The sequence below is a fragment of the Nocardia sp. XZ_19_369 genome, from assembly GCF_015355715.1.
Taxonomy (GTDB): Bacteria; Actinomycetota; Actinomycetes; order Mycobacteriales; family Mycobacteriaceae; genus Nocardia.
In genome coordinates this window covers 99,386-124,597 of record NZ_JACVED010000004.1, presented here as the reverse complement: position 1 = coordinate 124,597, position 25,212 = coordinate 99,386, and the positions used below count along the sequence as shown (strand labels likewise).

The following is a 25,212-nucleotide window of genomic DNA, read 5'->3' as shown; positions in this document are numbered from 1 at the left end:
GTGAGACAGAGGATTGTTGATACGACAAATAACCAGATCGAAGCCCGCACGCGACGCTCTCCCCTCGGAGATACACGAGGGTAACCATTGTGGCACCCATTGTTGAGTCATCAACCCGGAGGCTAACCCGCGAACTGATCCATGCGCAATACCTATCAACGAGATTAGGGGAAGATCCCCACTGTCGGCCACACCGACGGAGATACATTGCCCCACTTGGTAAACCGCGCCACCATGTCGCCTCCTCGGCGTGTGCCGTCGGCGTGTCCACCAGCACTCGGCGAATGATGGCCCCCGGCAGCGGGATTCGCAGCGATCATGTGGTAACGCGGATCGCCTGCGCACCCGCCCCAGCGTAGGTCGTAACGGAAGGGCAACGACTCGTATCGAGGAGCGCACACAGCAAACCGTCGGTCTAGTATCCGCCCCATGGGTACGCGAGCGGTGCACTTCGTAGGAAGTTTTCCGGCTGAGAGCACTGATGAAGCTATGAGAGCAATGCTCGACAGCGCGGGATCACGACTACGGACACTGCCCACCGGCGAGACGCGACGCTACGAGTTCTACATTCGCCCGATCATCGAAGATCTGGTAACGCAAGGCGCTTTGGAGTCGAAGAAACCCGGCCAGTGGGACACCAGCCGGAACCGCACTATCTATCGCGCCGCAGGCGGCAAGAAGCTCACCGGCCACATGATGGATCTCGGATATCTCCGCGAGGCCGAGGAAGCGGTACCGATATTCGCCTCGCTGCGCGCGGCAAGGGATTTACCCGGCCTGGCGCTACAGATCGGGATGCCGACCGATTTCACCATGGCGTTCGTCGCGATGGGTGTTTCCGGACTACTGCGAAACAAAAAGGCCTTCACCGATGCGACGGTGCGCGACATCGTGGCGATCCGCGCGCTGGCCGGTGACGACGTCGTCATCCAGCTCGAAGCCACCGCGGAGCTGGTGCTGATGGCCGCGACCCAGCCGCTGCACCGACTGGTCAACCGTGCACTCGGCCTGGGCAAAGGCATCGCCGAACTGGCGGCGGCGGCCCCGCCGGGCACCCGCATCGGCGTACACCTGTGCCTCGGTAGCCTGAACAACAAGGCCAGGGCCACCCTGCGCACCGCTCGACCGCTGGTCGATCTGGCCAACTCGGTCGTCGGGCATTGGCCGGCGGACCGGACCCTGGAATATATTCACGGACCGTTCGCGGCGGGCGACAAACCACCGTCCACCGAGCCGAAATTTTATGCGCCCCTTGGCAATCTGGCGCTGCGCGAGGGCACCGCCTTCTATGCGGGCCTGGTGCACGACCTACCGACCGAGGCGCAGCAGCGGCAGACCTTGCAGCTCATCGAGCACGCACTCGGCCGGCCGGTCGACGGCGTAGCCACCGCCTGCGGTCTCGGCCGCAGATCACGGCCGATGGCCGACGAACTGATGGCGCGAGCCAATACACTAACGGCGAGTGAGTGATTCGCGAGCGCGCTACCCGGCCCGCATCGCTGCCGGTCGAACCACGTCCAGACGCACCATCCAGTGATGATGATCGCTACGATTATGGTCGAGGATCGGGAGGAAACCTTGTCTGACATAGATCGAGCACCAGGACTCAACCCGAAGGTGCCGAGCTCGGCCCGGATCTATGACTATCTACTCGGCGGCAAGGACAACTACGACATCGACCGCGAGGTCGCGCAACGCATGCTCGCCATCGCCCCCGACACCAGAACCCTGGCCCGGTACATCCGGCAGTTCTTGGTGAAGTCGGTGCAGCTGGCCGCCGATTCCGGTGTCCGCCAGTTCATCGATCTCGGCGCGGGCATTCCGACCTCTCCCAGCGTGCACGAGGTGGCCGGCAAGATCGACTCGTCGATCCGGGTGGCCTACGTCGACAACGACCCGGTCGTGCACGCGCATTGCGACGCGCTGCTGGCCCATGCGCCCGGCGTGACGGCGTTGCAGGCCGACATTCGCAGACCGGCGACGATCATCGATCGGCTGCAGCTCGAAGCCGGGATCGACTTCGACCAACCGGTCGCCGTGTTGATCATCGGCGTGCTGCATTACGTGATGGACGACGAGAACCCGGCCGGGATCGTCGCCGCGTTTCGTGAGATGATGGCGCCGGGCAGCTATCTCGCGATCACCCACGGCTCCAACGAGACTCATCCCGACTTCATCGGTCAGTCGCAGGAGGACACGAACGCCACGCCATCCCAGGTCGTCTACCGATCTCGGGAGCAGACTGCGCGGTTCTTCGACGGGTTCGAGCTGATCGAACCGGGTGTGGCGCCGGTGCAGAAATGGCTCGACGAGCGCCTGCCCGCCACCCGGCTGGTGATCTACGGCGCCATCGGACGCAAGGACTGACCCTCACCCCCGACGGCGACGGTGCGCGCTGGACGGCCCGATCGGCGGAAGCCGGAAGCCGATGCGCGCGCCGGGTCCAGGCTCGGCGAAAACGGTGCCGTGGTGTGCGGCAACGATGTCTCCGACAATGGCGAGACCGAGCCCGGAACCCGGTGTGCCCTGGGTGTTCGCGGCGCGATAGAACCGATCGAAGATCGCGGTGGTGTCGTCGGCGGCGATGCCCGGTCCGTGGTCGCGCACCGTCACCTCGGTGTGCCGGATGCGCACCTCCACCGGGGTGTCCGGCGGGCTGAACTTGATCGCATTGTTGAGCAGGTTGTCCACACACCGCGCGAGTGCCCGCGGCCGCGCCAGTACGGGGGTGGGATCGTCGGCGGTGACGGTGATGGCGCGCCCGCTGCGGTGCCGGAAACGTTGCGCGCAGTCCTCGGCCAGCGCGGGCAGGTCCACCTCGGTGGGTTCTTCGGCGGTGTGCTGGTCGGTGGCGAGTTCGACCAGTTCGGCGACCAATGCGTCGAGCGCCGCGGACTCCTTGACCAAGGTATCGAGCACCTGGGTCTCGTCGTCGTGGTCGAGTCGGCCCCGCGCCCGTTGCAGCAGTTCGGCGCTGCCGCGAATCGAGGTGAGCGGGGTCCGCAGCTCGTGGCTGGCGTCCTGGACCAGCCGCTGCTGCTGGGCCCGGGAGCGGCGTAGCGCGCCGAGCATCGTATCGAAAGATCCGGTGAGCCTGCCGATTTCGTCTCGGCCGGTGGGCGGCAGCGGCACCGACAGGTCCTGGGTGGAGCTGATCTGCTCGGTGGCCGCGAGCAGTCGCCGGACCGGCCGCAGGATGCGGCCGATGGCCAGCCAGCTCAGCAGCGCCGACAGCGCCACCGCGATAGCGGTGATACCACCTGTGCGCCAAAGGAATTCGTTGTCGATGCGTTCAGGTTCCTGGTACCGCTGCGCCACCATCACCGCGCCGCCGCCGGGGCGCGGCTTGGTGAGGATGCCGTAGGGCATTCCGTCCAGCTCGATGTTGTATTCGGCGGTGCCGCTGCCGGTTCTGGCGACCGCGCGGTCGGCCTCGGCGACCGGCAGCGACACGTGCCCTGGTATCAGCGGGTGGGCGGCGCCGTCGGCCGACAGCAGTTGCTCGATGGTGTCGGACCGCTCGGGCAGCACGGCGGGCAGCACCGCGAGCACGGCGTCGGCACGGTCGTTGAGGCTGCGGTCGATCTGCTCGGCGACCAGCTCGGACACCCCGCGGTAGGACGTCGCGAGGGTGACGACGATCGCGGCCACCACGGCCACGATGACGACGAGGGTGATCCTGGCCCGCAACATCAGGCGGGCCGCACGGCGTAGCCGACGTTGCGGACGGTGTGGATCAACCGCGGTTCGCCGTTCTGCTCGGTCTTGCGCCGCAGGTAGCCGATGTACACATCGAGCGAGCGGGACTCGGTGTCGAAGTCGAAACCCCAGATGTGCTCGTAGATCCGACTGCGGGACAACACGATTCGCGCATTGCGCAGCAGAAGTTCGAGCACGTCGAACTCCGTCTTGGTCAGCTCGATCGGCCGCTGCCCGCGAAAAACTTCGCGCGTCGCCGGATGCAACGTCAGATCGTCGACCGAAAGCACGGTGGCGTCCTCATCCAGGGTGCTGCGGCGCAGCAGCGCCCGCAGCCTGGCCAGCAACTCATCGGTCGCGAACGGTTTGGCCAGATAGTCGTCCGCGCCCGCGTCCAGCCCGGCCACCCGATCACCGACCTGGTGCCGCGCGGTGAGCACCAGAATCGGCAGCCGGTCACCGCGGCGGCGCAGCAGCCTGCACAGCGACAGTCCGTCCAGCCGCGGCATCACCACATCGACCACAGCCAGTTCCGGCTGTATCTCCTCGAGCATCTCCAGGGCTTGCTGCCCGTCTGCGGCCAGATGGACGCGATACCCCTCGAAGCGAAGCAACTGATCCAGCGTGCTGCGCACATGCGGGTCGTCCTCGACAACAAGCACGGACGCGGCAGGCACTGGCGAGCTCGATCTGGTCACGCCGACATTGTTGCTGGCCAGTAGCGAATCCGCCGGATCCAGCACCCCCTTCGTGACCGCCATCACCCGTCCGCCGAGTGCGCAGAATTCCCGCACTCCCTCTCGGGATCCGCACCGACTCCGGGCGCCCGTAGGCAGTGCGGATCCCGAGAGAGGGTGCGGCGCTGTTCGGGTCGGCCCGGATTCTTACGTGATTTTGTCGCGGGCCTCGCTGCGCGTTGACGTCCGGCACGCAGGATTCCTCTCGACTCCGCTGAATACGGGAGATGTTCCAACGAAGGGAATTTCGATGATGCGCAAGGGAATGCGGTCGCTCGCGGGCTTGCTGGCCGCGCTGGCCGCCGCGACGCTGGTCACCGGATGCGGCAGCGACAGTGCACCGCCGCCCGGTCCCGACTGGTGCCCGACGGTGCCCGGGCATCAGGTCCAGTGCGGCGTGGAGTCACGGCCGCTGGTGGCCGATCGACCCGAAATGGGCACTGTCGCAGTGAGTTACGCGCTGATCCGGCGCAGCAACCTGGACGTGCCCGCCGCGGGCACCGTCACCCCGAATCCGGGCGGTCCCGGAGTACCGCTCATCTCGCACGCCGCACAGGCCACCCAGCTGGCCGCGCAGCTGCTCGACGATCACGACCTGCTGCTCATCGACCCGCGCGGCACCGGCCTGTCCAGCCCGGTGGACTGCGGCGCCGACGAAGCCGGATACGAGCTCGGCACCCGCGACTACCAGCAGCAGACGGTGGCGACGTGCGGCGAACGACTCGGTGCGCGTGCGGCGGGATACACCTCGGCGGCGACGGCCGATGATTTCGACGCCGTGCGGGCTCGGCTCGGCATCCCGAAGCTGGTGCTGTACGGCATTTCCTACGGCACCTACCTGATGCCGGTCTATGCCGAACGCCACCCCGACCATGTGCAGTCCATCGTGCTGTCCGGCGCCTACCCGCCGGACTTCGACCTCCTGTCGCGGCCCAACGCGGAGGCGGTATCGCTTGCGCTACAACGGATCTGCGACCGCAGCCGAGCCTGTGACGGCGCGACCGCCGTCGCCGACCTGCGCACAGTGGCCCAACGACTGGCCACCACTCCCCTCTCGATCACCGGCCCGAATCCCTTGCAGCTCAGCGAAAGCAAGCTCGCCACCCTAGCCTTCGAGGTGGCGACCACCGGCGTCGGCGCCGATCCGCAACAACCCACCCTGCTGGGCATGCTGCCCGCCGCGCTACACACGGCGGCGAACGGCGACGACACCGCGCTGCGGCAGTGGGCCGAACGGGCCGCCGCCGAGCCGACCGCCGAGAGCATCGACCTCTACCTCACCGTCGCCTGCAACGACTACCCCAACCTCTGGTCACGCGAATCGGCCCTGCCCGAGCGGGAGCGGCAATACCGCGAGGGTCTCGCCGCGGCAGGCCCCGGCGGCGTCGGCGCCTTCAGCGCCGCGGGATTCAGCGCCGGACAACGCGACGGCGGCGACGCCTGCATCCGGTGGCCCGCGTTCACTCGCCCGCAGCCGGTGCACGCTCGCGAAGCGCTGCCGAACGTCCCGGTGCTGGTGCTCTCCGGTGACCTCGACGCCATCACCCCCGACGCGAACGGCCAACGCGTAGCGGCCGGGTTCCCGCAGGCAACCTTCCTGTCGGTCCCCAACACCGGCCACGTGCCCGACCTGGAACCCACCGGCTGCATCGCGGGCATCGTCAACCGTTTCGTCCGCACCGGCACCCCCGGTCCGACCTCCTGCGTGGACGCCATCCCACCGATCGCCGTCACGCCCGTGTCGAAGTAATCGCACACGCTCGAACAAAACCCAGCTCTGACCCGGTGCGGCTGATCGCGAATCGATCAGCCGCACCGTCCGTCGTCCCGCAGGCGGATGGAAGGAGCTGGGCTACAAGAACTTCCATCCGAGCCGCCACGTGTCCCCAATCACTCCCCAACTCTTGCGTGACCACCATCACTCCGTTACTTTGTGCAATGTCACACGTCACATGACATCCGGTCTGGTTCTCCCGCCCGGACATTCGCGCAGATGGAGGCTTCACATGTCCGAACCGATCACCTCAGCCGGCACCAAGCCCTGGCACGGGATCCTGGTCGCGACGACCCTGCCGTTCGCTGAGGACTACTCGGTCGACTACGACGCCTACGCTCAGCACGTGCAGTGGCTGGCCGCCAACGGCTGCCACGGGGTGAGCCCGAACGGGTCGCTCGGCGAGTACCAGACCCTCGACGACGAGGAGCGGGCCAGGGTGGTGACCACCGCCGTCGCGGCCGCACCGGACGGCTTCACGGTGATGCCGGGCATCGCCGCCTACGGTGCGCTGCAAGCGCGCAAGTGGGCCGAGCAGGCCGCAGCGGCCGGGGCTCAAGCGGTGATGCTGTTGCCGCCCAACACCTATCGCGGCGGGCGCGACTCGGTGCTGGATCACTACCGCACGGTGGCCGCGGTCGGCCTGCCGATCGTGGCGTACAACAACCCGTTCGACACACGCATCGACCTGACCCCCGACATCCTGGCCGAACTGCACGGCGAGGGCCTGATCGTCGCAGTCAAGGAGTTCACCGGCGACGTGCGGCGCTTCTACGAGATCAAGGAACTCGCACCCGAACTCGATGTGCTCGTCGGCTCGGACGACGTGCTGCTCGAACTCGGCATCGCGGGCGCGGTCGGCTGGGTCGCGGGCTACCCGAACGCCATCCCGCGGGCCACGGTCGAGCTGTACAACGCCGCGGTCAGCCGGGACCTGGACAAGGCGCTTCCGCTGTACCGCGAACTGCACAAGCTGCTGCGCTGGGACTCGAAGCCGCAGTTCGTGCACGCGATCAAGCTGTCGATGGACCTGGCCGGCCAGCAAGGCGGCAAGTGCCGCCCGCCGCGGGTTCCGCTGGCGCCCGAGCTGATCGCGAAGCTCACCGAGGACACCCGCGACGTGCTCGCCAAGGGCTACCGGTAAGCAGTCGGTAGATCATCGGGTGCAGACGAAAGACGAGGAGCCAGCGATGACCGAAAGCGCGGTCGAATCCGTTCGCGACACCACCACCGACGAGGTCGATGCCCTTGCCACCGCGGCGGCAGCGGCGGCGGTCCCCTGGGCGGCCATGACACTGACCAGCAGGGCCGGGGTGTTGCGCGGCATCGCCGACCGGCTCGACGCACAAGCCGCCGAGCTGATCTCGCCGGCGATGCGGGAGACGCACCTGTCCGAACCGAGGCTGACCGGTGAGCTGCGGCGCACCAGTTTCCAGCTGCGCCTGTTCGCGCAGTTGGTGCTCGACGGCGACTTCCTCGACGTGCGCATCGACACCGCGGACGCCGAATGGCCGATGGGTGCGCCGCGACCCGACCTGCGGCGGATGAATATCGCACTGGGCCCGGTGGTCAACTTCGCGGCGAGCAACTTCCCGTTCGCCTTCTCCGTCGCGGGCGGCGATACCGCGTCGGCGCTCGCGGCGGGGTGCCCGGTGATCGTCAAAGCCAGTCCAGGGCATCCCGCGCTCTCCCGCGCGGTCGGCCGCCTGGTCGATGCGGCGCTCGGCGAATATGGCGCTCCGGGTGGCACATTCGGACTCGTCTTCGGTCGGGACGCCGGAGTGCAGGCGCTGACCCATCCTGCGATCGCCGCCGCGGCGTTCACCGGCTCCACCGCGGGCGGACGGGCGCTGTACGACCTGGCGTCCCGTCGGCCGGTGCCGATCCCGTTCTACGGAGAACTCGGTTCCATCAACCCGGTCTTCGTCACCGAGGCGGCCGCGCGGACGCGGGCGACGGAGATCGCGGCGGGACTGCTGACCGCGGTGAGCGCCAGCGCGGGTCAGCTCTGCACCAAGCCCGGACTGGTCGCAATCCCCGAGGAGGCACCGGTCTTCAGCGAGCTGGCCGCGCTGATCCGGAGCAACCCGGTACCGACCGGGGACATGCTCAACGAGGACATCGCCGCTGGCTTCGCGCGTGCCGTCGCGCAGGTCCGCGCGCACCCGAACGTGGAACTGCTAGCCGGTGGCGGGCCCGGTGAGGCACTGCTGCTCGCCACCACCGCGCGCACGGTGCTCGCCGACCGCGATGCGCTGATGCACGAGATGTTCGGCCCGGCAACGCTTCTCGTCAGCTATCGGGACACCGCCGAATTGCTCGAACTGGCTCGCTCGGTGGACGGTCAGCTGACCGTCTCCATCTTCGGCGACCAGGTCGACGACACCACCCGCGCACTCACCGCCGCCGCGGTCGGAGCAGCCGGGCGCGTGCTGTGGAACAGCTGGCCCACCGGACTCTCGGTGACCTATGCGCAGCAGCACGGCGGGCCCTACCCGGCGACGACCGCACCGACGGCGACCTCGGTGGGTACCGCGGCGATCTCCCGTTTCCTCCGGCCGGTGACCTACCAGTCGGTGCCCGAGGATCTGCTGCCGCTCGAATTGCGCACGGAAAACCCGCTTTCGGTGCCGCGCTCGGTGAACGGAGCACGCGCACAATGACGGCAGCCCCGCCCCGCGCCACTCCCCTGCGGGGAACAGACGTCCTGATCATCGGCGGCGGTGTGATCGGGTGCGCGCTCGCGGACCAGCTCACCCTCGCCGGTGCCTCGGTCCGCGTCTGCGAGCGGGGCGGGGTCGCCTCGGGCACCACCGCGCACGGCGAAGGCAATGTGCTCGTCTCCGACAAGGGACCGGGACCCGAACTGGCGCTCGCCCAACTGTCCCGGCGACTGTGGCCCACCGTTCTCGCGCGGATCGCCGAGCGGCAACCGCACGACGCGGCGGCCGTCGAATGGGAACCCAAGGGCGGCATCGTCGTTGCCACCACCGACGCGGGTGCCACCGCCCTGGCCGCGTTCGCCCAGGGCCAGCGCGGTGCCGGGGTGCAGTGCGAGCACCTGGACACGGCCCAGCTGGCCGCGGCCGAGCCCGCACTTACCCGCGACGTGTGCGCGGCCGTGTATTACCCCGAGGACGCGCAGGTACAACCGGCCGGTGCCGCGACCGCACTGCTCGGCGCGGCGGTCACGGCAGGCGCGATCGTCGAGACCCGCTGCGAGGTCACCGCTCCGCTCCTTCGCGACGGTCGACTGATCGGCGTAGCGACCACCCTGGGTCCACGGCACGCCGACATCGTGATCAATGCGGCAGGCCCGTGGTCCGGCGTGGTGTCCGAGCTGCTCGGCGCGCCGATCGCGATCAAGCCGCGCCGAGGCGACGTGCTCATCACCGCGCCCATGCCGCCGACGGTGTTCCACAAGGTCTACGACGCGGATTATGTAGGCGCCGTGGGCAGTTCGGACGCCGCCCTGCAATCGTCGGCCGTTGTCGAGTCGACCAGGGGTGGGCCGTTGTTGCTCGGCTCGTCGCGCCGCCAGTGCGGTTTCGACGACCGGCTGCGCCCCGACAGCTTGGCTGCCATCGCGCGAAAGGCGTTGCGGCTGTATCCGATCCTGGCCGACGTCGCGATCATGCGGGCGTACGGCGGTTTCCGTCCCTACGTGGACGATCACCTCCCGGTCATCGGCCCCGATCCGCGACTACCCGGCCTGTGGCATGCGACCGGGCACGAGGGCGCGGGCATCGGCCTCTCGGTCGGTACCGCCCAACTGATTTCCGCCGCGCTGGCGGGTCACCCCGGCGAGGTCGACCTCGCGGCCTTCGCCGTCGACCGGCCCGCCGTCATCACCACACCGGAGCAGGTATCCCGATGAGCCCACATCTGATTCGACCGGAGGCCGATCCCGTCGGCCGCGCCGATCGACCGCTGACGGTCACCGTCGACGACACCCCGGTGCCCGGCGTGCACGGTCAGACCCTCGCCACGGTGCTGCTGGCCGACGGCCGCACGCACTGGCGCACCGCCCCCACCGGCGGGCCGCGCGGTGTGTTCTGCGGCATCGGTGTGTGTTTCGACTGCGTCGCCACCGTCAACGGTGTGCCGGATGTTCGGCTGTGCCGGCGTCCGGCTCGGGACGGCGACGTCGTCACCACCCAGTCTCGACTGACAGGAAACGCGCAGTGACCAGACATGTGGTGGTGATCGGCGGCGGCCCGGCAGGCACCGCGGCCGCCGAATCAGCGCTGCGGCACGGCGCGACGGTAACCCTGATCGACTCGAACGAGGCCTTGGGTGGCCAATACAACCGGCGCATCCCGGCCGCGTACGGCATCCGGCAACCGCTCGACATCGGGCACGGATATGCGGCGGCCGCGCGCCGCGCACGCCTGCTGATCGAGCATCCGCGCTGTGAGTACCTTCCTATGGCGGCCGTCTATCAGATCGAGCGCCAACTCGAAGGCGGTTGTCCCGCAGTGCGCTTGTTGATCGGCGCCGAGGGCGACCGGCGGGTGCACCGCGTAGTCCGTGGCGACGCGCTGGTGCTCGCCACCGGCGCCTACGACCGGGTGTGCCCATTCCCCGGCTGGGATCTACCCGGCGTGTACACCGCCGGTGCCGCACAGACGCTCGCGAAGACCCAGCGCCTCTTGGTCGGCCGGTCCGTGTTGGTCTCCGGCACCGGCCCGTTCCTGCTCCCGGTCGCACAGTCGCTGGCGGAGAACGGCGCCGAGGTGCGGGCCGTGTTGGAAGCCAACCCGGGCCGCACGATTCTGCGGCACTGGGCCACCCGTCCTTGGCAGCTTCGGCACAGCACGGGAAAGGCCCTGGAACTGTTCGAGTACGTGACATGCGGTGTGCGGCATGGGATTCCGTTGCGCACTGCGCATGCGGTGGTCGCGGTGGCCGGCGACGGCCGGGTGGAAGAGGCCACCGTGGCCCGGCTCGACGCGAATTGGACGCCGATCCCGGGTAGCCACCGCACCGTAGCGGTGGACGCGGTTGCGGTCTCGCACGGATTCACCCCGCAGCACGAGCTCGCGGTCGCCGCAGGTGCGCGACTGACCGAGAACGGCTTCGTATACGTCGACGACACGCAGCAGACCAGCGCCGAATGCGTCTGGGCCGCAGGCGAAATCACCGGCATCGGCGGCTTTCAGGTCGCCGCTGTCGAAGGGACCGTCGCAGGCCTCGCCGCAGCGGGCGGCACCGCGGACCGTGCGCTGCTGGCGCGCCACCGCACAGCCGAGCAATTCGTGACCCGCCTCGCGGCCGCGCACCCGATCCGGCCCGGCGTGCTCACCTGGACCCGGCCCGACACCATCATCTGCCGGTGCGAGGGCACCACCTGCGGCGAACTGACCACCGCCTGGGCCAGCGCGGCAGGCGACAGCTATCGCACCGCCAAGCTTGCCACCCGCGCCGGACTCGGCCCGTGCCAAGGACGGATGTGCGCAGCGAATATCGAGGCGTTGCGTGATCAGCCGTACGCCGACCAACGCACGGCAACAACGGGTCTCGCGGCGGCCAGCGCGGCGTGGCGGCCACTGGCAGCGCCCGTGCGAATACGCGAACTCGCCGAACTCGACTCGGACGCGACACCAGGTTCAGGCCAGGAGGCGGCAGCTGGCGCAACTCCGCAGTGCCCCCGAACGCCGCACTTAGACAGAGGGAAGTCCTGAAATGCGCAGCAAAACCATCATTTCCGCGATCGACACGCACACCGAGGGCATGCCGACCCGGGTGATCACCGGCGGCGTCGGCACCATCCCCGGCGACACCATGGCGGCGCGCCGCGTGTACTTCGCCGAGCACCTGGACGGCCTGCGCAAGTTGCTGGTCAACGAGCCGCGCGGGCACGCCTCGATGAGCGGCGCCATCCTGCAACCCGCCACCACCGACGACGGCCACTACGGCGTGCTGTTCATCGAGGTCAGCGGGTTGCTGCCGATGTGCGGGCACGGCACCATCGGTGTCGCAACAGCATTGGTGGAGGCGGGCATGGTCCCGGTCACCGAGCCGGTCACCGAGATCCGGCTCGACACCCCCGCCGGACGCGTCGTGGCCTCGGTCGCGGTCAGCGGCGGCCATGCGGATTCGGTCACCCTGCGCAACGTGCCCGCCTACTGCGACAGCCTCGACAACGAGGTCGAGGTGCCCGGTCTCGGACGGGTCCGCTACGACATGGCCTACGGCGGCAACTTCTACGCCATCACCGATCTCGGCAAGCTCGGACTACCGTTCGACCGCGAGCACAAGGACCGCATCCTCGATGCCGGTCTGCGAATCATGGCTGCCATCAACGATTTCCAGCGTCCCGTGCATCTCACGGACGAGCGGATCGCCGGCTGCAAGCACGTGCTGTTCCTCGACCCGGCGTCCGAGCCCGCGCACACCCGGCACGCGATGGCCATCCACCCCGGCTGGTTCGACCGCTCGCCCTGCGGCACCGGCACCTCCGCACTGCTCGCCCGCCAGCACGCCCGCGGCTTCCTCACCGATGATCAAGTGCTGCAAAATGATTCGTTCATCGGCACCACCTTCTACGCGCGCGCCGTCGAGCCCACCACGGTCGGCGACCGCCCCGCGATCGTGCCCGCCATCACCGGTCGAGCCTGGCTCACCGGGACGGCGAACTACCTGCTCGACCCCACCGACCCTTTCCCCGAGGGCTTCGTCTTCTGACCATCACCACTCGCTCCACTGCTCCACCCTGAAAGGCACCGTCGATGAAGACTGTCGTGACCAAACCTGCCCGCCCGCCGCTCACCAAGGGCGGAGTCATGCGGCGAATGCCGGTGGTCGTCGCCGACACCGGCGATTTCACCAAGAGCATGGGGCTGTGGCAACTGGTCGCGCTGAGCCTCGGCGGACTGGTCGGCGCGGGCGTGTTCTCGCTGGCCGGTGTGGTGGCCAACGAGGTGGCGGGACCGGCGGTGCTGATCTCGTTCGCCATCGCGATCATCGCCTCGGGGGCGGCGGGGCTCTGCTACGCCGAGTTCGCGGGCATGGTCCCGCGCGCGGGCTCGGCCTACACCTACTCCTACGTCGCGCTCGGCGAGATCATCGGCTTCATGATCGGCTGGGATCTACTGCTGGAGTACACCGCCATCGTGTCCGTCGTGGCCATCGCGGTGTCCGGGTATCTCAACTACATCACCCACTACCTCGGCTTCGACCTGCCCACCTGGGCGCTCGGCGCGCCGGGCACCGGGGACGGGCACCGGGTCGATCTCTTCGCGGTCCTGCTGTGCCTGCTCCTGGCCTTCCTGCTCTCCCGGGGCACCCGCGAATCCGCCAGGGTGCAAACGGGTCTCGTCGTCTTGAAGATGCTGATCGTCGCGATCGTGGTCGTCGCGGGCGCGTTCCACATCAAGGGGGGCAACTACCAGCCGTTCTTCCCGTTCGGTGTCGGCGGCGCGGTCTCCGGTGCGGCGCTGGCCTTCTTCGCGGTCTACGGCTACGACGCGATGAGCGCGGCCGCGGAGGAGTCCAAGGACGGCAAGAAGCTGATGCCCAAGGCGATCATGATCAGCCTCGGCATCGCGTCGCTGGTCTATCTGCTGGTCTGCCTCGTCATCGTCGGCATGGTCAACTACACCGACATCAACGTCTCCTCGCCGTTCGCCAGCGCCTTCGATTCGGTGGGCATGGGCATCCTCGGCCTGGTCATCGCGGTCGGCGCGGTGGTCGGCGTCACCACCTCGGCGTTCGCCAACATGCTCGCGGTGACCAGGGTCGGCTTCGCGATGAGCCGCGACGGCCTGCTGCCGTCCTACTTCGGCAAGTCCAGCCCGGTCCGCAAGGTGCCGACCCGGGTGATCTGGCCGGTCGGCATCGTGTCGGCGCTGATCGCCGGCTTCCTGCCGATCCGGGAAGCCGCCGAGCTCACCAATGTCGGCATCCTGATGGCGTTCATCGTGGTGGCGCTCGGCGTGATGCGGTTGCGCCGGACCCGCCCGGAGGTCGAGCGCGCGTTCCGCACCCCGTGGGTGCCGGTGGTGCCGTTGATCGGGATAGTGTTCTCCATCTGGCTGATCAGTCACCTCACCTGGGTCACCTGGCTCCGGTTCGTGCTCTGGCTGCTGCTCGGCCTGGGGGTATACCTCGCCTTCAGCTACCGGCACTCGAAGCTGAACAGCGGCGACAGCTCTCTAATCTGATAGAAGTGGTGCTCGCACACAGGAGAAACCCGGAGCGCAGTGATGATCGAACGGCTGGTTATACCCAAGCGGCCCACGCTGCGCGATCACGTGTCCGACGCGCTGCGTGCCGCGATCATCTCCGGTGAGCTCGAGCCGGGCGTGCTCTACTCGGCGCCGTGGCTGTCGGAGCGCTTCGGGGTCTCCCCCACGCCGGTGCGCGAGGCCATGCTGGATCTGGTCAAGCAGGGCTTGGTGATCTCGGTGCCGAACAAGGGTTTCCGGGTCACCGAGATCTCCGACGCCGACCTCGATTCGATCGCCAAGATCCGGATGCTGCTGGAGCCGCCGAGTGTCCGCGCCATCGTCGGCACCATCCCCGAGTCCGATATTCCGGGTCTGCGGGTGCAGGCCGACAAGATCGTCGACGCGGCCAAGCGCGGCGACCTCGTCGAATACGTCGACGCCGACCGCCAATTCCACCTGATGCTGCTCGACTACTGCCACAACCCGCGCCTGTCCCAGATCGTCGGCGACCTACGCGCCCAAACCCGCCTGTTCGGTCTCGCCGCGCTCGTCGAGCGCGGCGAACTCGACAAATCAGCCCAGGAACACCACACCATCATCGACCTCATCGAACAAGGCCGCGCCGAGGACCTCGAACAATTCCTCCGCAAACACATCGGCCACGTCCGCGGCATCTGGGCCGCAGGCAACACCCCCGACGAAGACTTGGGTCAGCCGTAACCGAATTTCAGCGCCCCTCGGCGACTTCGGCGAGTCGGTCGAGGGAGGCCTGGAGTTTGTCGGGGGTGGTGGCGCGGGCGCGGACGAGGCGCTTCTCGTCGGTGAGCTGGGACCAGTCGTAGGTGTGGGTGACTCGGGTGCTGTTCTCGTCGATGGGCTCGAGTTCCCAGCGCCAGAGGTGGCCGGGGGGCTGCTGACCGGGTTCGGAGGGGAGCCAGGCGATGCGGCGGCCTTCTTCGAACTCCACGATGTGGTTGTGCCGGTCGGCGCCGGTGGTGAGCGTCATGACGAACACGTCGCCCACCGCGCGGACCCGCTGATCGGCCGCGGCGGTCGCGAGGTTTTCGTTGCCGTCCCAGCGCGGCTGCTGTGCCGGGTCGGCGATGAGCTCGAAGACCTGTGCCGATGCGGCCGCGATGTCCCGGCTGGCGGTCACCGTGCGCGATGAATCGATGTTGTCCGTCATGGTCTTGATCGAAGCATCCGGTGGCCGACTGCGCCAGGCGCGGGAGTATTCGCACCTCAGCTGCCGGGTCCAATCGGAACACCACCTCCTGTTTGCCCGAATGATGGGGATTCGTCCCATGCTTACCGCGCACAGTTCGTCCGACCCAGTTAAACGTTGTCACTTCAATCTGTCGGACCCAGGGAGGCAGTAAGTGGACGACCGAAACAACCAACTGTGTATTTCCAGGCGCGGGCTGCTCGTCGGCGCGAGCGTGTTGGCGGGGAGCCTGGTGCTGCCCGGTATCGCCAACGCGGACAGCAAGTTTCCGATGCCGACGGGCCCGGACATCAACGTGTTGATCACCGGGGACGCGGGGACCGGCGAGGCCGGGCAACGCGCGGTGGCAACTGCGGCGAAGCGGATCTGCCAGGCGGAAGGGGTGTCGCTGGCGGTCGGGCTGGGCGACAACATCTACGAGGACGGTGCGGAAAGCGCGGACGACGACGAGTTCTCGACGAAGTTCGAACAACCCAACGCGGGCATCGACGTGCCCTGGTTGATGGTGCTCGGCAATCACGATTGCAGCGGTATCTTCGCGGGCAGCGGCGGGAATCCGAGCAAGGGCGATCACGAGGTCGCCTACCACCAGCGCTCCGCCCGCTGGTACATGCCGTCCCGGTATTACCAGGTGGCGCTGCCCGCCGGGCCGGAACCGCTGGTCGAATTCTTCGCGCTGGACACCGTTCCCGTCTCCTCCACAGTGCTGCAGACCGATCCGCACTACCAGTGGAACGGCCCGTACATGCGCGCGCAGCGCCAGTGGTTGGAACGCGCACTGACCGCGTCCCGCGCGACGTGGAAGATCGTGCTGACCCATCACCCCTACCGCAACAACGGAAAGCACGGCAACGCAGGCGCTTACGACGGCGTCACCACCGGCGACTACATGAGCGGCCGGCATTTGAAGGAGCTGTTCGAAGAGGTCGTCTGCGGCAGAGCGGATTACATCCTCTCCGGACACGACCACACCTCGCAGATCCTGGATACCGCCGGTGCGGCCCGCGGCACCCAGCAGATCGTCTGCGGCGCCTCAGCAAAGCAGGGCGACGGCTCGTCGGCCGTCACCAATAAGGCGTTCTGGCAGGACTTTTCGAGCCTCGGCTTCATGATAGCGAAGATCCGCCGCAACGCGGTCACCCTCGAGGCCTACACCGTCGACGCCGCGAACGGCACGGCGCGAGCGGCCTATTCCCACGTTCGTCCGCGCTGACGTCCGACAAGCACCTCCGAGAAGCCCTTCGGGCCAAGCTGATTCGCCGAGTCTGCCATCGATCCGACGTCCGCGAGCGGACGAATGATCATGGAAACGTCACGAGCGTGTCATCCACGCCTGGTCCGATCAGTTCTGCCATATCCAGGTTCTACGAGATCCGAGGACGTGCCATGCCGCTATCCCAGCCCACCCGGCTCAGCATCATCGCAGCACTCGCCACCACCCTCATGGTGAATGCCCCGCAGGCCTCCGCAGCGACCCCGGAACTCCGGGTGCTGACCTACAACACCTTCCTGATGAGCAAGAACCTGTTTCCCAACTGGGGCCAGGACCACCGCGCGGCAGAAATCCCGAAGACCAGCTTCTTCAAGGGCAACGACGTGGTCGTCCTGCAGGAGATGTTCGACAACGAGGCCTCCGACGCACTGAAGGCCAAAGCCAAGGCCGAATACCCGCACCAGACACCGGTTGTCGGCCGCGCGAAGGAAGGCTGGGACGCCACCGGCGGCAAGTACAGCGCGGGCACGCCGGAGGACGGCGGCGTCACCATCCTCAGCAAGTGGCCGATCATCCGCCAGGAGCAGTTCATCTTCGCCAACGCCTGCGGCGCCGACTGGTGGGCCAACAAGGGGATCGCCTACGCGGTGCTCTCGGTCAACGGCAGCAAGGTGCACGTGGTCGGCACGCACAGCCAATCGACCGACCCCGGCTGCTCGGACGGTGAGGCCGCGAAGGATCGCGCCTTGCAGTTCAAGGAGATCGACGCCTTCCTCACCGCGAAGAAGATCCCCGCGACCGAGCAGGTGCTGCTGGCCGGCGATCTGAATGTGGACTCGCACAGCGCCGAATACGCGTCGATGCTGGCCGATGCCCGGCTCGAGCCCGCGACCGCCCGCACCGGCCACCCGTTCTCCTTCGACACCAAGGAGAACTCGATCGCCGCCGACCGCTACCCGAACGATCCGCGTGAGGATCTCGACTACGTCCTGCACCGCAAGGGTCATGCCAAGCCGGCGAACTGGCAGAACCACGTCGTCAAGGAGTCCGCTCCCGCGTGGACTGTCACCAGCCAGGGCAAGAACTACACCTACACCAACCTGTCCGACCACTACCCGGTGACCGCGGGCGCCTGATCCGCTCAGCGGACCGTGCCCGCCCCGCAGGCAAGGCGGTGCGGGCACGGTTGCCGCAGGTAGCGCCCGAGGTTCGACGCATCGATGGCAACCCAGCGGCGGCGAGTGAAAGTTATTGCCACAGAACCGTCATCGCACGGCAGCCCCGGTCCTATGATCGCCACACAGTGAGAGTGGAGATCGCCGCATGACCGCAGTTGCCGACGCCGGTACCACCGGATATTCCCGCGTCATCGCGCCACCGGGGTGGAGCCGCTGGCTGGTTCCGCCCGCCGCGCTGTCCATTCACCTCGCCATCGGACAGGCCTACGCGTGGAGCGTATTCAAGCCGCCGCTGGAAAAGTCGATGCACATCTCGGGCACCGGTAGCGCGCTGCCCTTCCAGATCGCCATCGTCATGCTCGGACTGTCCGCGGCTTTCGGCGGCACGCTCGTCGAACGCCGGGGCCCGCGCTGGGCGATGACCGTCTCGCTGCTCTGTTTCTGCTCCGGCCTGCTCATCTCGGCGCTCGGCGCGTTCGCGAACGCCTACTGGCTCATCGTCTTCGGCTACGGGTTCGTCGGCGGGATCGGGCTCGGCATCGGCTACATCTCCCCCGTCTCCACGCTGATCCGCTGGTTTCCCGACCGACCGGGCATGGCCACCGGCTTCGCGATCATGGGCTTCGGCGGCGGCGCGCTGATCGCGTCGCCGTGGACGACCCAGCTGCTCACCACCTTCGGCCGAGACAACGTCGGCATCGCGGAGACCTTTCTGGTCATGGGCCTGACCTACGCGGTGTTCATGTCGGTGGGCGTGCTGCTCGTCCGGGTGCCGCCGCCGGGGTGGCGTCCGGCCGGCTGGGTGCCGCAGGAGAAACCGGCCAAGCTGATCAGCCTGCACGACGTCGCGGCCAACGACGCGATCCGCACGCCACAGTTCTGGCTGCTGTGGATCGTATTGTGCTGCAACGTCACCGCGGGCATCGGCATCCTGGAGAAAGCGGCGCCGATGGTGATCGACTTCTTCGCACAGACCGCGACCCCGGTGACGGCGGTCGCCGCCGCGGGCTTCGTCGCGGTGCTTTCCGCCGCCAATATGGCGGGGCGGATCGGCTGGTCGTCGCTGTCGGACGTGATCGGGCGCAAGAACGTCTACCGGGTCTACCTGGGTGTCGGTGCGCTCGCCTATGCGGTGGTGTGGTCGGTCGGGCAGACCAACAAGGCGCTGTTCATTCTCGGCGCGATGGTTATCCTGTCCTTCTACGGCGGCGGATTCGCGACGATACCGGCGTATCTCAAGGATCTGTTCGGGACTTTCCAGGTCGGCGCGATCCACGGGCGGCTGCTGACAGCCTGGTCGGTGGCCGGTGTGGCCGGGCCGTTGATCGTCAACGCCATCGCGGATTCCGGTGCGGGGCAGGGAAAGTCCGGACCGGAGCTGTACGGCGCCTCGTTCGCCGTGATGATCACGCTGCTCTGTGTCGGCTTCGTCGCCAACGAGCTGATTCGCCCGGTCGCGGCGAAACACCACCGGCCGGTCGCCGCACCGGCCGTCCGCACCGAGGGGAGCCCGGCATGACCGAACCCGGCACCGCCGAAACCGCCGCGCCGCGACGCATTCCGCTGCTGATCTTCGCCTGGCTGTGGGTCGCCGCACCCTTCAGCTACGGCGTCTACCGCCTGATCGTCAACCTGCTCAAGCTGTTCCAGTAGCGCGATCAGGGATTCGTGTCACCGGTGTAGATCCGCGTCGGGTGCAAGCCCCACGACCTGGCGACCTTCTTCGCCAGATCGGCCAATTCCGCTGCGGTGTGCGCCATCTCAGGCTTCAGCGACTCCAATGCCCAGTGCATGGTGCCGCCGGATTCGGAAAGCCACGTCGCCAGCGCAACCGGCTGCCGTTCGGTGCGTGGCACGTCGATACCCTGCACCACGGCCCGCTTCATATGCAGCGACGGCGCGAACTCGGCCAGCTGCGGCGCGACGAAATCGTCGAGAACTCCCATGTTGGAACACATTCCGACGGTGATCGGCACCGTTTCCAGCAGCCGGTGCACGACGCCGTCCGGCAGCACGTCGAGCAGATCGGGCGGCATCCGACGCGGCTGCGACAGCACACCGGAACCGACCGTCGCCACGGCCGCGAACGCCGCCTTGCTCACCGCGCGCAGCGTGGTCAGGTCGTGGTTGTCCAGCCATTCCCGCTGCACCACGATCGGCACCCTGGTGAACGAATTCGAATCCGGTTGATCGGTCTCCCGCAGGATGCGCACGGCGGGGGTCAGGACCGGCGGAATGTTGTCGATCAGCGGGCAGCGCCGCAGCAGATCGGCGGTCAGCGCGCAATACAGCGTGTTGGTCGTGCCACCGTCGCGCTCGGCCGCCGACTTCCATTGCGCCGCATCGAAAGTGAGTACCACGGACTGTTCCCGCCACCCGCGCGGGTCCGGTTCGGGTTCCGGCACGCGGGAGAACAGTGCCGCGCGCAAGGCCGCGCGGTGTCCCGGATCGTGCGAGGCCCGCCGCAGCTCCGTAACCGCCTGGCGCGCAACGGTGATGCCGCGATGAGCACCGTCGGCGAGTTCACGCCACAGGCCTACCTCGGCGGCGAGACCATCCTGCGTGGCGAGCTCCGGGTCGACCAGCCCGGCCTCGGCCATCAGTCCCGCGTGACCGTCGGCGACGGCATGCGACTTGGTCAGGCAGACGATCATGCCGCCCGAGGTGGTCGGCACGGCCGACAGTCGCCAACCGAACCCGGCGTCGGGCGCGAGTGGATACTGGGCCTGATCATTGGCCCAGGTCAACGCGTCGGTCTCGGCGATCGGGCCGGGGTCCACCGCGAGCGGCAGCGCGGTGTCGGCAGGCACCCAGCGCGCACGCGCGAACGGCGCCGTCGAGCGATGCACCCGGCGCGCCAGCGGTCCGGCCTGCAGCAGTGCGTGCATCGAGTTCAGCTCGTCGCGGCCGGGACGGCGGCCCAGGATTGTCAGCGTCTGCGTCACCACCGGCAGGCCGTAGCCGTGGTGCAGCCGCAGGAAGGCCTTGTCGGTGAGATTGACATACACCGGACTTGTCGAGGGGCGTGCACGGTATCGATCGGTCTTGTCCCGATCAGCCCGGAAGCCGCGAGTGATTGTTGCCATGAACGCTCCTGTGCGACAGGCCGCGCGATCGATAGACGTCGCCGCCGTCGCCGATATAGAGAATCAAAAAGCCGTTAATTCCCCTGCCCCAACTGCTCCGATCCATCGACGCCGTTCGCACCCGCAGCCGCCGCCGTTGTTTCGAGACGCCGCCGCCGGGTATCTGCCCGACGATCGGTTCGACGGAGATGAGGGAATCTGATGAGTGGCTTGTCAGCTGGTACGGACAAGGCCCGCGGTCGAGGGGCATGGTCGGGGACCTCGTCCTCGAGCGCTAGCCGGATTGCACAGCACCCGATGTTCGAGCGGTTTGCTCGCGCGGGCTTCGTGATGACGGGCATCGTGCACCTGCTCATCGGTTACATCGCCATCCGCATCGCCCTCGGCGGGCGAGGCGGCGAGGCCGATCACTCCGGTGCCATGGCTGAATTGGTCAGTAAACCGGGCGGCGTCTTCATCATGTGGGTGGCGGTTGTCGCGTTTGTGCTGATGGCCTTGTGGCGACTGGCCGAGACGGTCTTCGGCAGCGCGTCCAAACCCGATAAGGACAGCAAGAAGTCCGAAGCGTTCCGCCGGGTCAAAGCCTTCGCCTTGGCGGTGATCTATGCGTCGTTCGCGTTCTCGGCGTACGGCTTTGCCCGTGGCGCAGGCAAGTCGAGCGGCCAGGAAAGTGCCGGGATCACGGCGCGGTTGATGCAAAGCACCGCGGGGACGGTCGCGCTGGTCGTCGCCGGGCTGATCATCATCGGCGTCGGCGGATACCACCTCTACAAGGGGATCAGCCAGAAATTCCTGAAAGACCTGAAGGGCAACACCAGCGAACTGGTGCGCAGGCTCGGTATGGCCGGATACGTCGCGAAGGGCCTCGCGGTCGGCGCCATCGGGGTACTGGTGATCCTCGCCCCGACCCGGTCCGAGCCGGACAAGGCCGCCGGACTCGACGGTGCGCTGAAAACCCTTGGCGCACAGCCTTATGGCATGATCCTGCTGATCGTGGCCGGCCTCGGCATCATCACCTACGGCCTCTACAGCTTCGTCATGGCCCGCTACGCCAAGATGTAGCGGTCGGGTGGTGGGGCAAGATCGAGGCCATGGGCCCCACCACCGGACCGCCGGTTCCCGATACCGTGGCCGACTTCCGCGATCTCGCGCACACCAGGCTGCGCGACTTTCCGCACACCGAAGTTCCCGACGCGCCGGGTATCCGCCGGGCCGCGGTGCTGCTGTGCGTCATCGCGCAGGACGACGGCACACCGGCGGTGGTCGTCATCCGCCGCGCCTACCGTGGCCGCAATGCCGGGCAATGGGGGTTACCCGGGGGTCGGCTGGACGCGGGCGAGACCGCCGAGCAAGCTGTATTGCGTGAGCTACACGAGGAACTCGGCTTGACCGCCGCCCCGGCCGATCTGGTCGGCCGACTCGACGACTTTCCCGCGGCCTCGGGCTTCGTGATCACCCCGTTCGTCGCGGCGCTACCCGGGGCCGCCGAGCTGAAGCCGAGCCCCGACGAAGTGCACTCCGCGCACCTGGTTCCGCTCGCGCGGCTGGCCGCCGACGATGTACCGCACTGGGTTGCCCCGCACGACGCGGTGCCGCAACCCCAACTCCGCGGCCGGACCGCACCGCCCGTCCCCGAAGACGTTGGCCTGCTACAGATGCGGCTCGGCGACGGCATGACCATCCACGCCCCGACGGGCGCGATGCTGTGGCAGTTCCGCGAGGTCGTGCTGCTCGGCCGCGACCACGCGGGCGCCCGGGTCGCGCACTTCACCCAGCCGGACTGGACCCAGCAATGAGCACGCCGCGACCGGCAGACTTGCTCTGTTCACTCCATTGGCATATGGTCCCGCGCTCGTGAGGCCTAGTGCGGTGATCGCATCGCGAACAGATGTACTCAAGTGGGGGTTGATTACCGCGGCGGGGGTGATCGCCGGATATGTGGCGGTCCTGCTTGCGGACGCCCGGCACTATTACACCGACGACACCGAAGCCCAGTACGCCCCGATGTGGGTGATGCTCGGTAACCGGCTGCGCGACGGTCAATTCTCCGCCCTAGTGCCCTACGAGTGGATGGCGGGCAACTACGCGCTGGAAGAGGCCGGGCTCTACAACCCGCCCCAGCTGCTGGTCCATCTGCTCGCGCCGTCGATGGACAACCTCGCGGTGTACGCCACGGTGGTGAAGCTGGTCTGCTCGATCATCGCCGCGCTCGGCGTGTACCGGGTCTGCCTGGCCTACGGCGCGCGCACACCGTGGGCGGCGGTCGCCGGCATCGCGTTCCCGTTGAGCGGTTGGTTCCTGTTCTTCGACGAGGCCAGCTGGTGGACCTCGCACACCGCCACGGCGTGGCTGGTGCACGCCTGGGCGTCCTCGGTGCGCTACACCCGCGGACGCGGCAGCCCGATCTCGGTGTTCGTCTTCCTGTATCTGGCGCTCACGGTCCAATACGCCTTCCCCGCGGTCGAAGCCGCGTTGATGGTGGTCTGCGTCGCCCTCGGTGAGTTCATCTATCAGCGGCGCTGGCAGCCCTCGGCGCGACTACTCGCGGCGGCGAGCTGCGCCGCGCTCGCGGCCATGGTCGCCAACCTGCCCGGCATCCTCTCCTCGCAGGTGACCTGGCGGGGCAACGCGAAGATCCACAACGATCCGTTCCTGACGGTGCCCTGGTCGGAATCGCTCAACGCCAGCCTGCCCAGCACGACGCCCGCGTTCACCGCCTGGTGGGGGCATGTCCAGCCGTTGCCGATGGTCTACATCGCCTGGTTCCTGATTCCGGCGCTGGCGTTCGTCGGCTGGCAGGCGGCCCGCACGTCGGTCCGGGAGTTCAGCAGTATCGCGCTGTTCGCGGCGGCGGTGCTGATGTGGACCGCGGGGCCGGGCGCCATCGGCCCGCTGCGCTGGCCGGCTCGCGTGCTGCCGATCCTCGCGATGGCGCTGCTCGTGCTGGTGTGCGTATTGCTCAGCCGCTACGGCACTTTCACCTCGCTACGCAGGCGGGCCATCGCCGCGGGCGTGTTGATCGGCGTGCTGTTCCTGCGGTCGTTCTCCGCGGCCCCGCAGATCGTGGTGCGCCACCTCGTCGCGGTGGCGGTGGTTGCCGCGATCGGTGCAGTGGTGGTGTGGCTGGCCCGGACCAAGGGCATAGCGGCGGCGTGCGCGCTGATCATCGTCACCATGTTCCCGATCGCCTTCGCCCAGGTGCAGGCCGCACCGCCGACGCCGATGTCCTACGACTTCCCGGAACAGCGGTCGGAGATGACCGCGGTCTTCCCCGATTTCACCGGTGTCACACTGCAACTCGCGGACCGGGCGATCCTGGCGCCGCACGACAAGACCCTCGAAGGCGCCTACGGGTCACTCGCCATCGGCAACTACGCCAAGAATCTGGGGTTGCAGTACGTCAACGGCTACACCCCCATCGGCCATTACCCGTTCGCGGGCATGCTGTGCATGGCCTGGGACGGCAGCACTTGCACCGACGCGTTCCGCCGCGCTTTCGCCGCCGAGCCGTCCACGGGGCGAACAATTGTCGACCTGATGAAGGTCGACCGGGTCGTGCTGCACACGGCGCAGTATCCCGATGCGGGCAACCACCCGGCGCCGCCCGGCTGGAAGTGGGTGAACTACCCGGGCCACGAGCGCTACATCTGGGTGCTGGAACGGGAGAACGGGCCGATCTCCACCGTCAACGGGGCGATCGCCGATACCTCGAATGTCAGCGCCACGTCCACCTCTGGTGACGCGGTCACGATCGATGCCAAGGTCTCCGCGCCGAACGGCGGCCGCATCGTGTTCTCCCGGCTCGCCTGGCCCGGTTACCGAATCACCCTGAACGGCAACGAAATACCGTCGACCACGGTGGCGAACACCTTCCTCGCCGTCGACCTCCCGGTAGGCACCGACCGCGCCGACCTGCGGGCTACCTGGCGTCCGCCGGGCTGGCAGGTCGGCATCGGCACCGCTGTGGCCGGTCTTGCCGGAATCGCCGTGTTGCAGTGGATATTTCTGCGGCAGCGCAGGCAGGGCTCGCAAATCCTCGCCGAAGACGAGCAGCCGACGGAAGAATCAGTCGGACCGGATCCGGACGACCGCCGGGAAGCGACCCCGTCCCTGACGTCCAGCGTCTGAC

The 25,212-nt window shown here is 67.9% G+C and carries 22 protein-coding genes; 18 read left to right on the top strand and 4 right to left on the bottom strand.

The genetic code is table 11. The features are described from left to right. The first annotated feature begins 489 nt into the window (after nucleotides 1-489). Nucleotides 490-1,470 (top strand): hypothetical protein, encoded by a 981-nt coding sequence (locus IBX18_RS15945; protein ID WP_228541250.1) that lies wholly within the window; start codon nucleotides 490-492, stop codon nucleotides 1,468-1,470. Nucleotides 1,471-1,536: 66 nt separating this feature from the next. Next, a complete protein-coding gene (locus IBX18_RS15940) occupies nucleotides 1,537-2,367 on the top strand; it encodes an SAM-dependent methyltransferase (protein WP_228541249.1) in 831 nt (276 codons plus the stop codon). Between the two features lie 3 nt (nucleotides 2,368-2,370). Here the strand turns inward: IBX18_RS15940 and IBX18_RS15935 are convergent, their stop codons facing one another. Together IBX18_RS15935 and IBX18_RS15930 are read right to left on the bottom strand one after the other, a co-directional pair. Continuing rightward, nucleotides 2,371-3,693, bottom strand: coding sequence for a HAMP domain-containing sensor histidine kinase (locus IBX18_RS15935; RefSeq protein ID WP_194834445.1), 1,323 nt, complete (start codon nucleotides 3,691-3,693; stop codon nucleotides 2,371-2,373). Beyond that, nucleotides 3,693-4,460, bottom strand: coding sequence for a response regulator transcription factor (locus IBX18_RS15930; RefSeq protein WP_194834444.1), 768 nt, complete (start codon nucleotides 4,458-4,460; stop codon nucleotides 3,693-3,695). Before IBX18_RS15930 ends, IBX18_RS15935 begins: the two co-directional genes overlap by 1 nt. Before the next feature lie 226 nt (nucleotides 4,461-4,686). Here IBX18_RS15930 and IBX18_RS15925 point away from each other — a divergent pair, with 226 nt between their 5' ends. The 9 genes from IBX18_RS15925 to IBX18_RS15885 all read left to right on the top strand — a co-directional run bounded on the left by IBX18_RS15925 (nucleotide 4,687) and on the right by IBX18_RS15885 (nucleotide 15,101). After that, a complete protein-coding gene (locus tag IBX18_RS15925) occupies nucleotides 4,687-6,186 on the top strand; it encodes an alpha/beta fold hydrolase (protein ID WP_228541248.1) in 1,500 nt (499 codons plus the stop codon). A 256-nt stretch (nucleotides 6,187-6,442) separates the two neighbouring features. After that, nucleotides 6,443-7,354, top strand: a complete 912-nt coding sequence (locus IBX18_RS15920; RefSeq protein WP_194834443.1) for a dihydrodipicolinate synthase family protein — start codon at nucleotides 6,443-6,445, stop codon at nucleotides 7,352-7,354. 19 nt (nucleotides 7,355-7,373) lie between these two features. Next, nucleotides 7,374-8,873: an aldehyde dehydrogenase (NADP(+)) gene (locus IBX18_RS15915; RefSeq protein ID WP_306796279.1), complete on the top strand. Its 1,500-nt coding sequence runs from the start codon at nucleotides 7,374-7,376 to the stop codon at nucleotides 8,871-8,873. Continuing rightward, entirely contained in the window at nucleotides 8,870-10,087 is a 1,218-nt protein-coding gene (locus IBX18_RS15910) for an FAD-binding oxidoreductase (RefSeq protein ID WP_194834441.1), read from the top strand. The genes IBX18_RS15915 and IBX18_RS15910 overlap by 4 nt, the downstream gene beginning before the upstream one ends. Continuing rightward, complete coding sequence (locus IBX18_RS15905) at nucleotides 10,084-10,398, top strand: (2Fe-2S)-binding protein (protein WP_194834440.1); 315 nt, start codon at nucleotides 10,084-10,086, stop codon at nucleotides 10,396-10,398. The genes IBX18_RS15910 and IBX18_RS15905 overlap by 4 nt, the downstream gene beginning before the upstream one ends. Beyond that, nucleotides 10,395-11,894: an FAD-dependent oxidoreductase gene (locus tag IBX18_RS15900; RefSeq protein WP_194834439.1), complete on the top strand. Its 1,500-nt coding sequence runs from the start codon at nucleotides 10,395-10,397 to the stop codon at nucleotides 11,892-11,894. The genes IBX18_RS15905 and IBX18_RS15900 overlap by 4 nt, the downstream gene beginning before the upstream one ends. A gap of 1 nt (nucleotide 11,895) precedes the next feature. Next, entirely contained in the window at nucleotides 11,896-12,897 is a 1,002-nt protein-coding gene (locus tag IBX18_RS15895) for a proline racemase family protein (protein ID WP_194834438.1), read from the top strand. 44 nt (nucleotides 12,898-12,941) lie between these two features. Next, nucleotides 12,942-14,375: an amino acid permease gene (locus IBX18_RS15890; RefSeq protein ID WP_194834437.1), complete on the top strand. Its 1,434-nt coding sequence runs from the start codon at nucleotides 12,942-12,944 to the stop codon at nucleotides 14,373-14,375. 42 nt (nucleotides 14,376-14,417) lie between these two features. Next, nucleotides 14,418-15,101 (top strand): GntR family transcriptional regulator, encoded by a 684-nt coding sequence (locus tag IBX18_RS15885; RefSeq protein ID WP_194834436.1) that lies wholly within the window; start codon nucleotides 14,418-14,420, stop codon nucleotides 15,099-15,101. Nucleotides 15,102-15,108: 7 nt separating this feature from the next. Here IBX18_RS15885 and IBX18_RS15880 read toward each other — a convergent pair whose 3' ends face one another. Continuing rightward, nucleotides 15,109-15,567 (bottom strand): SRPBCC family protein, encoded by a 459-nt coding sequence (locus IBX18_RS15880; RefSeq protein ID WP_194834435.1) that lies wholly within the window; start codon nucleotides 15,565-15,567, stop codon nucleotides 15,109-15,111. Nucleotides 15,568-15,760: 193 nt separating this feature from the next. Between IBX18_RS15880 and IBX18_RS15875 the strand changes: the two genes are divergently transcribed. From IBX18_RS15875 to IBX18_RS15860, 4 genes are all read left to right on the top strand, one after another. Further along, nucleotides 15,761-16,819 carry a metallophosphoesterase gene (locus IBX18_RS15875; protein WP_306796278.1) on the top strand — a complete coding sequence of 353 codons (1,059 nt, stop codon included), beginning with the start codon at nucleotides 15,761-15,763 and terminating at the stop codon, nucleotides 16,817-16,819. A 173-nt stretch (nucleotides 16,820-16,992) separates the two neighbouring features. Beyond that, nucleotides 16,993-17,955 carry a sphingomyelin phosphodiesterase gene (sph, locus tag IBX18_RS15870; RefSeq protein ID WP_194834434.1) on the top strand — a complete coding sequence of 321 codons (963 nt, stop codon included), beginning with the start codon at nucleotides 16,993-16,995 and terminating at the stop codon, nucleotides 17,953-17,955. A gap of 187 nt (nucleotides 17,956-18,142) precedes the next feature. Next, nucleotides 18,143-19,516, top strand: a complete 1,374-nt coding sequence (locus IBX18_RS15865; protein ID WP_194834433.1) for an OFA family MFS transporter — start codon at nucleotides 18,143-18,145, stop codon at nucleotides 19,514-19,516. Next, nucleotides 19,513-19,650 (top strand): hypothetical protein, encoded by a 138-nt coding sequence (locus IBX18_RS15860; protein ID WP_194834432.1) that lies wholly within the window; start codon nucleotides 19,513-19,515, stop codon nucleotides 19,648-19,650. The genes IBX18_RS15865 and IBX18_RS15860 overlap by 4 nt, the downstream gene beginning before the upstream one ends. A 5-nt stretch (nucleotides 19,651-19,655) precedes the next feature. Here IBX18_RS15860 and IBX18_RS15855 read toward each other — a convergent pair whose 3' ends face one another. Further along, nucleotides 19,656-21,083, bottom strand: coding sequence for a hypothetical protein (locus IBX18_RS15855; protein WP_194834431.1), 1,428 nt, complete (start codon nucleotides 21,081-21,083; stop codon nucleotides 19,656-19,658). A 297-nt stretch (nucleotides 21,084-21,380) separates the two neighbouring features. Between IBX18_RS15855 and IBX18_RS15850 the strand changes: the two genes are divergently transcribed. The 3 genes from IBX18_RS15850 (at nucleotide 21,381) to IBX18_RS15840 (ending at nucleotide 25,211) form a co-directional block, all read left to right on the top strand. Beyond that, nucleotides 21,381-22,145, top strand: coding sequence for a DUF1206 domain-containing protein (locus IBX18_RS15850; protein WP_228541247.1), 765 nt, complete (start codon nucleotides 21,381-21,383; stop codon nucleotides 22,143-22,145). 29 nt (nucleotides 22,146-22,174) lie between these two features. Continuing rightward, the gene (locus IBX18_RS15845; RefSeq protein ID WP_194834429.1) at nucleotides 22,175-22,879 is read left to right on the top strand and encodes a CoA pyrophosphatase; all 705 of its coding nucleotides are present in this window, start codon (nucleotides 22,175-22,177) and stop codon (nucleotides 22,877-22,879) included. A 73-nt stretch (nucleotides 22,880-22,952) separates the two neighbouring features. Beyond that, nucleotides 22,953-25,211, top strand: coding sequence for a hypothetical protein (locus IBX18_RS15840; RefSeq protein ID WP_194834428.1), 2,259 nt, complete (start codon nucleotides 22,953-22,955; stop codon nucleotides 25,209-25,211). Nucleotide 25,212 lies beyond the last annotated feature (1 nt).

Bases quoted from the DNA above. Each gene is read 5' to 3' on its own strand.
- IBX18_RS15880 (WP_194834435.1), bottom strand. From the start codon at position 15,567: ATGACGGACAACATCGATTCATCGCGCACGGTGACCGCCAGCCGGGAC.
- IBX18_RS15940 (WP_228541249.1), top strand. From the start codon at position 1,537: ATGATGATCGCTACGATTATGGTCGAGGATCGGGAGGAAACCTTGTCT.
- IBX18_RS15885 (WP_194834436.1), top strand. From the start codon at position 14,418: ATGATCGAACGGCTGGTTATACCCAAGCGGCCCACGCTGCGCGATCAC.
- IBX18_RS15945 (WP_228541250.1), top strand. From the start codon at position 490: ATGAGAGCAATGCTCGACAGCGCGGGATCACGACTACGGACACTGCCC.
- IBX18_RS15910 (WP_194834441.1), top strand. From the start codon at position 8,870: ATGACGGCAGCCCCGCCCCGCGCCACTCCCCTGCGGGGAACAGACGTC.
- IBX18_RS15890 (WP_194834437.1), top strand. From the start codon at position 12,942: ATGAAGACTGTCGTGACCAAACCTGCCCGCCCGCCGCTCACCAAGGGC.
- IBX18_RS15920 (WP_194834443.1), top strand. From the start codon at position 6,443: ATGTCCGAACCGATCACCTCAGCCGGCACCAAGCCCTGGCACGGGATC.
- IBX18_RS15930 (WP_194834444.1), bottom strand. From the start codon at position 4,460: ATGGCGGTCACGAAGGGGGTGCTGGATCCGGCGGATTCGCTACTGGCC.
- IBX18_RS15850 (WP_228541247.1), top strand. From the start codon at position 21,381: ATGTTCGAGCGGTTTGCTCGCGCGGGCTTCGTGATGACGGGCATCGTG.
- IBX18_RS15895 (WP_194834438.1), top strand. From the start codon at position 11,896: ATGCGCAGCAAAACCATCATTTCCGCGATCGACACGCACACCGAGGGC.
- IBX18_RS15860 (WP_194834432.1), top strand. From the start codon at position 19,513: ATGACCGAACCCGGCACCGCCGAAACCGCCGCGCCGCGACGCATTCCG.
- sph (WP_194834434.1), top strand. From the start codon at position 16,993: ATGCCGCTATCCCAGCCCACCCGGCTCAGCATCATCGCAGCACTCGCC.
- IBX18_RS15865 (WP_194834433.1), top strand. From the start codon at position 18,143: ATGACCGCAGTTGCCGACGCCGGTACCACCGGATATTCCCGCGTCATC.
- IBX18_RS15905 (WP_194834440.1), top strand. From the start codon at position 10,084: ATGAGCCCACATCTGATTCGACCGGAGGCCGATCCCGTCGGCCGCGCC.
- IBX18_RS15845 (WP_194834429.1), top strand. From the start codon at position 22,175: ATGGGCCCCACCACCGGACCGCCGGTTCCCGATACCGTGGCCGACTTC.
- IBX18_RS15925 (WP_228541248.1), top strand. From the start codon at position 4,687: ATGATGCGCAAGGGAATGCGGTCGCTCGCGGGCTTGCTGGCCGCGCTG.
- IBX18_RS15855 (WP_194834431.1), bottom strand. From the start codon at position 21,083: ATGGCAACAATCACTCGCGGCTTCCGGGCTGATCGGGACAAGACCGAT.
- IBX18_RS15935 (WP_194834445.1), bottom strand. From the start codon at position 3,693: ATGTTGCGGGCCAGGATCACCCTCGTCGTCATCGTGGCCGTGGTGGCC.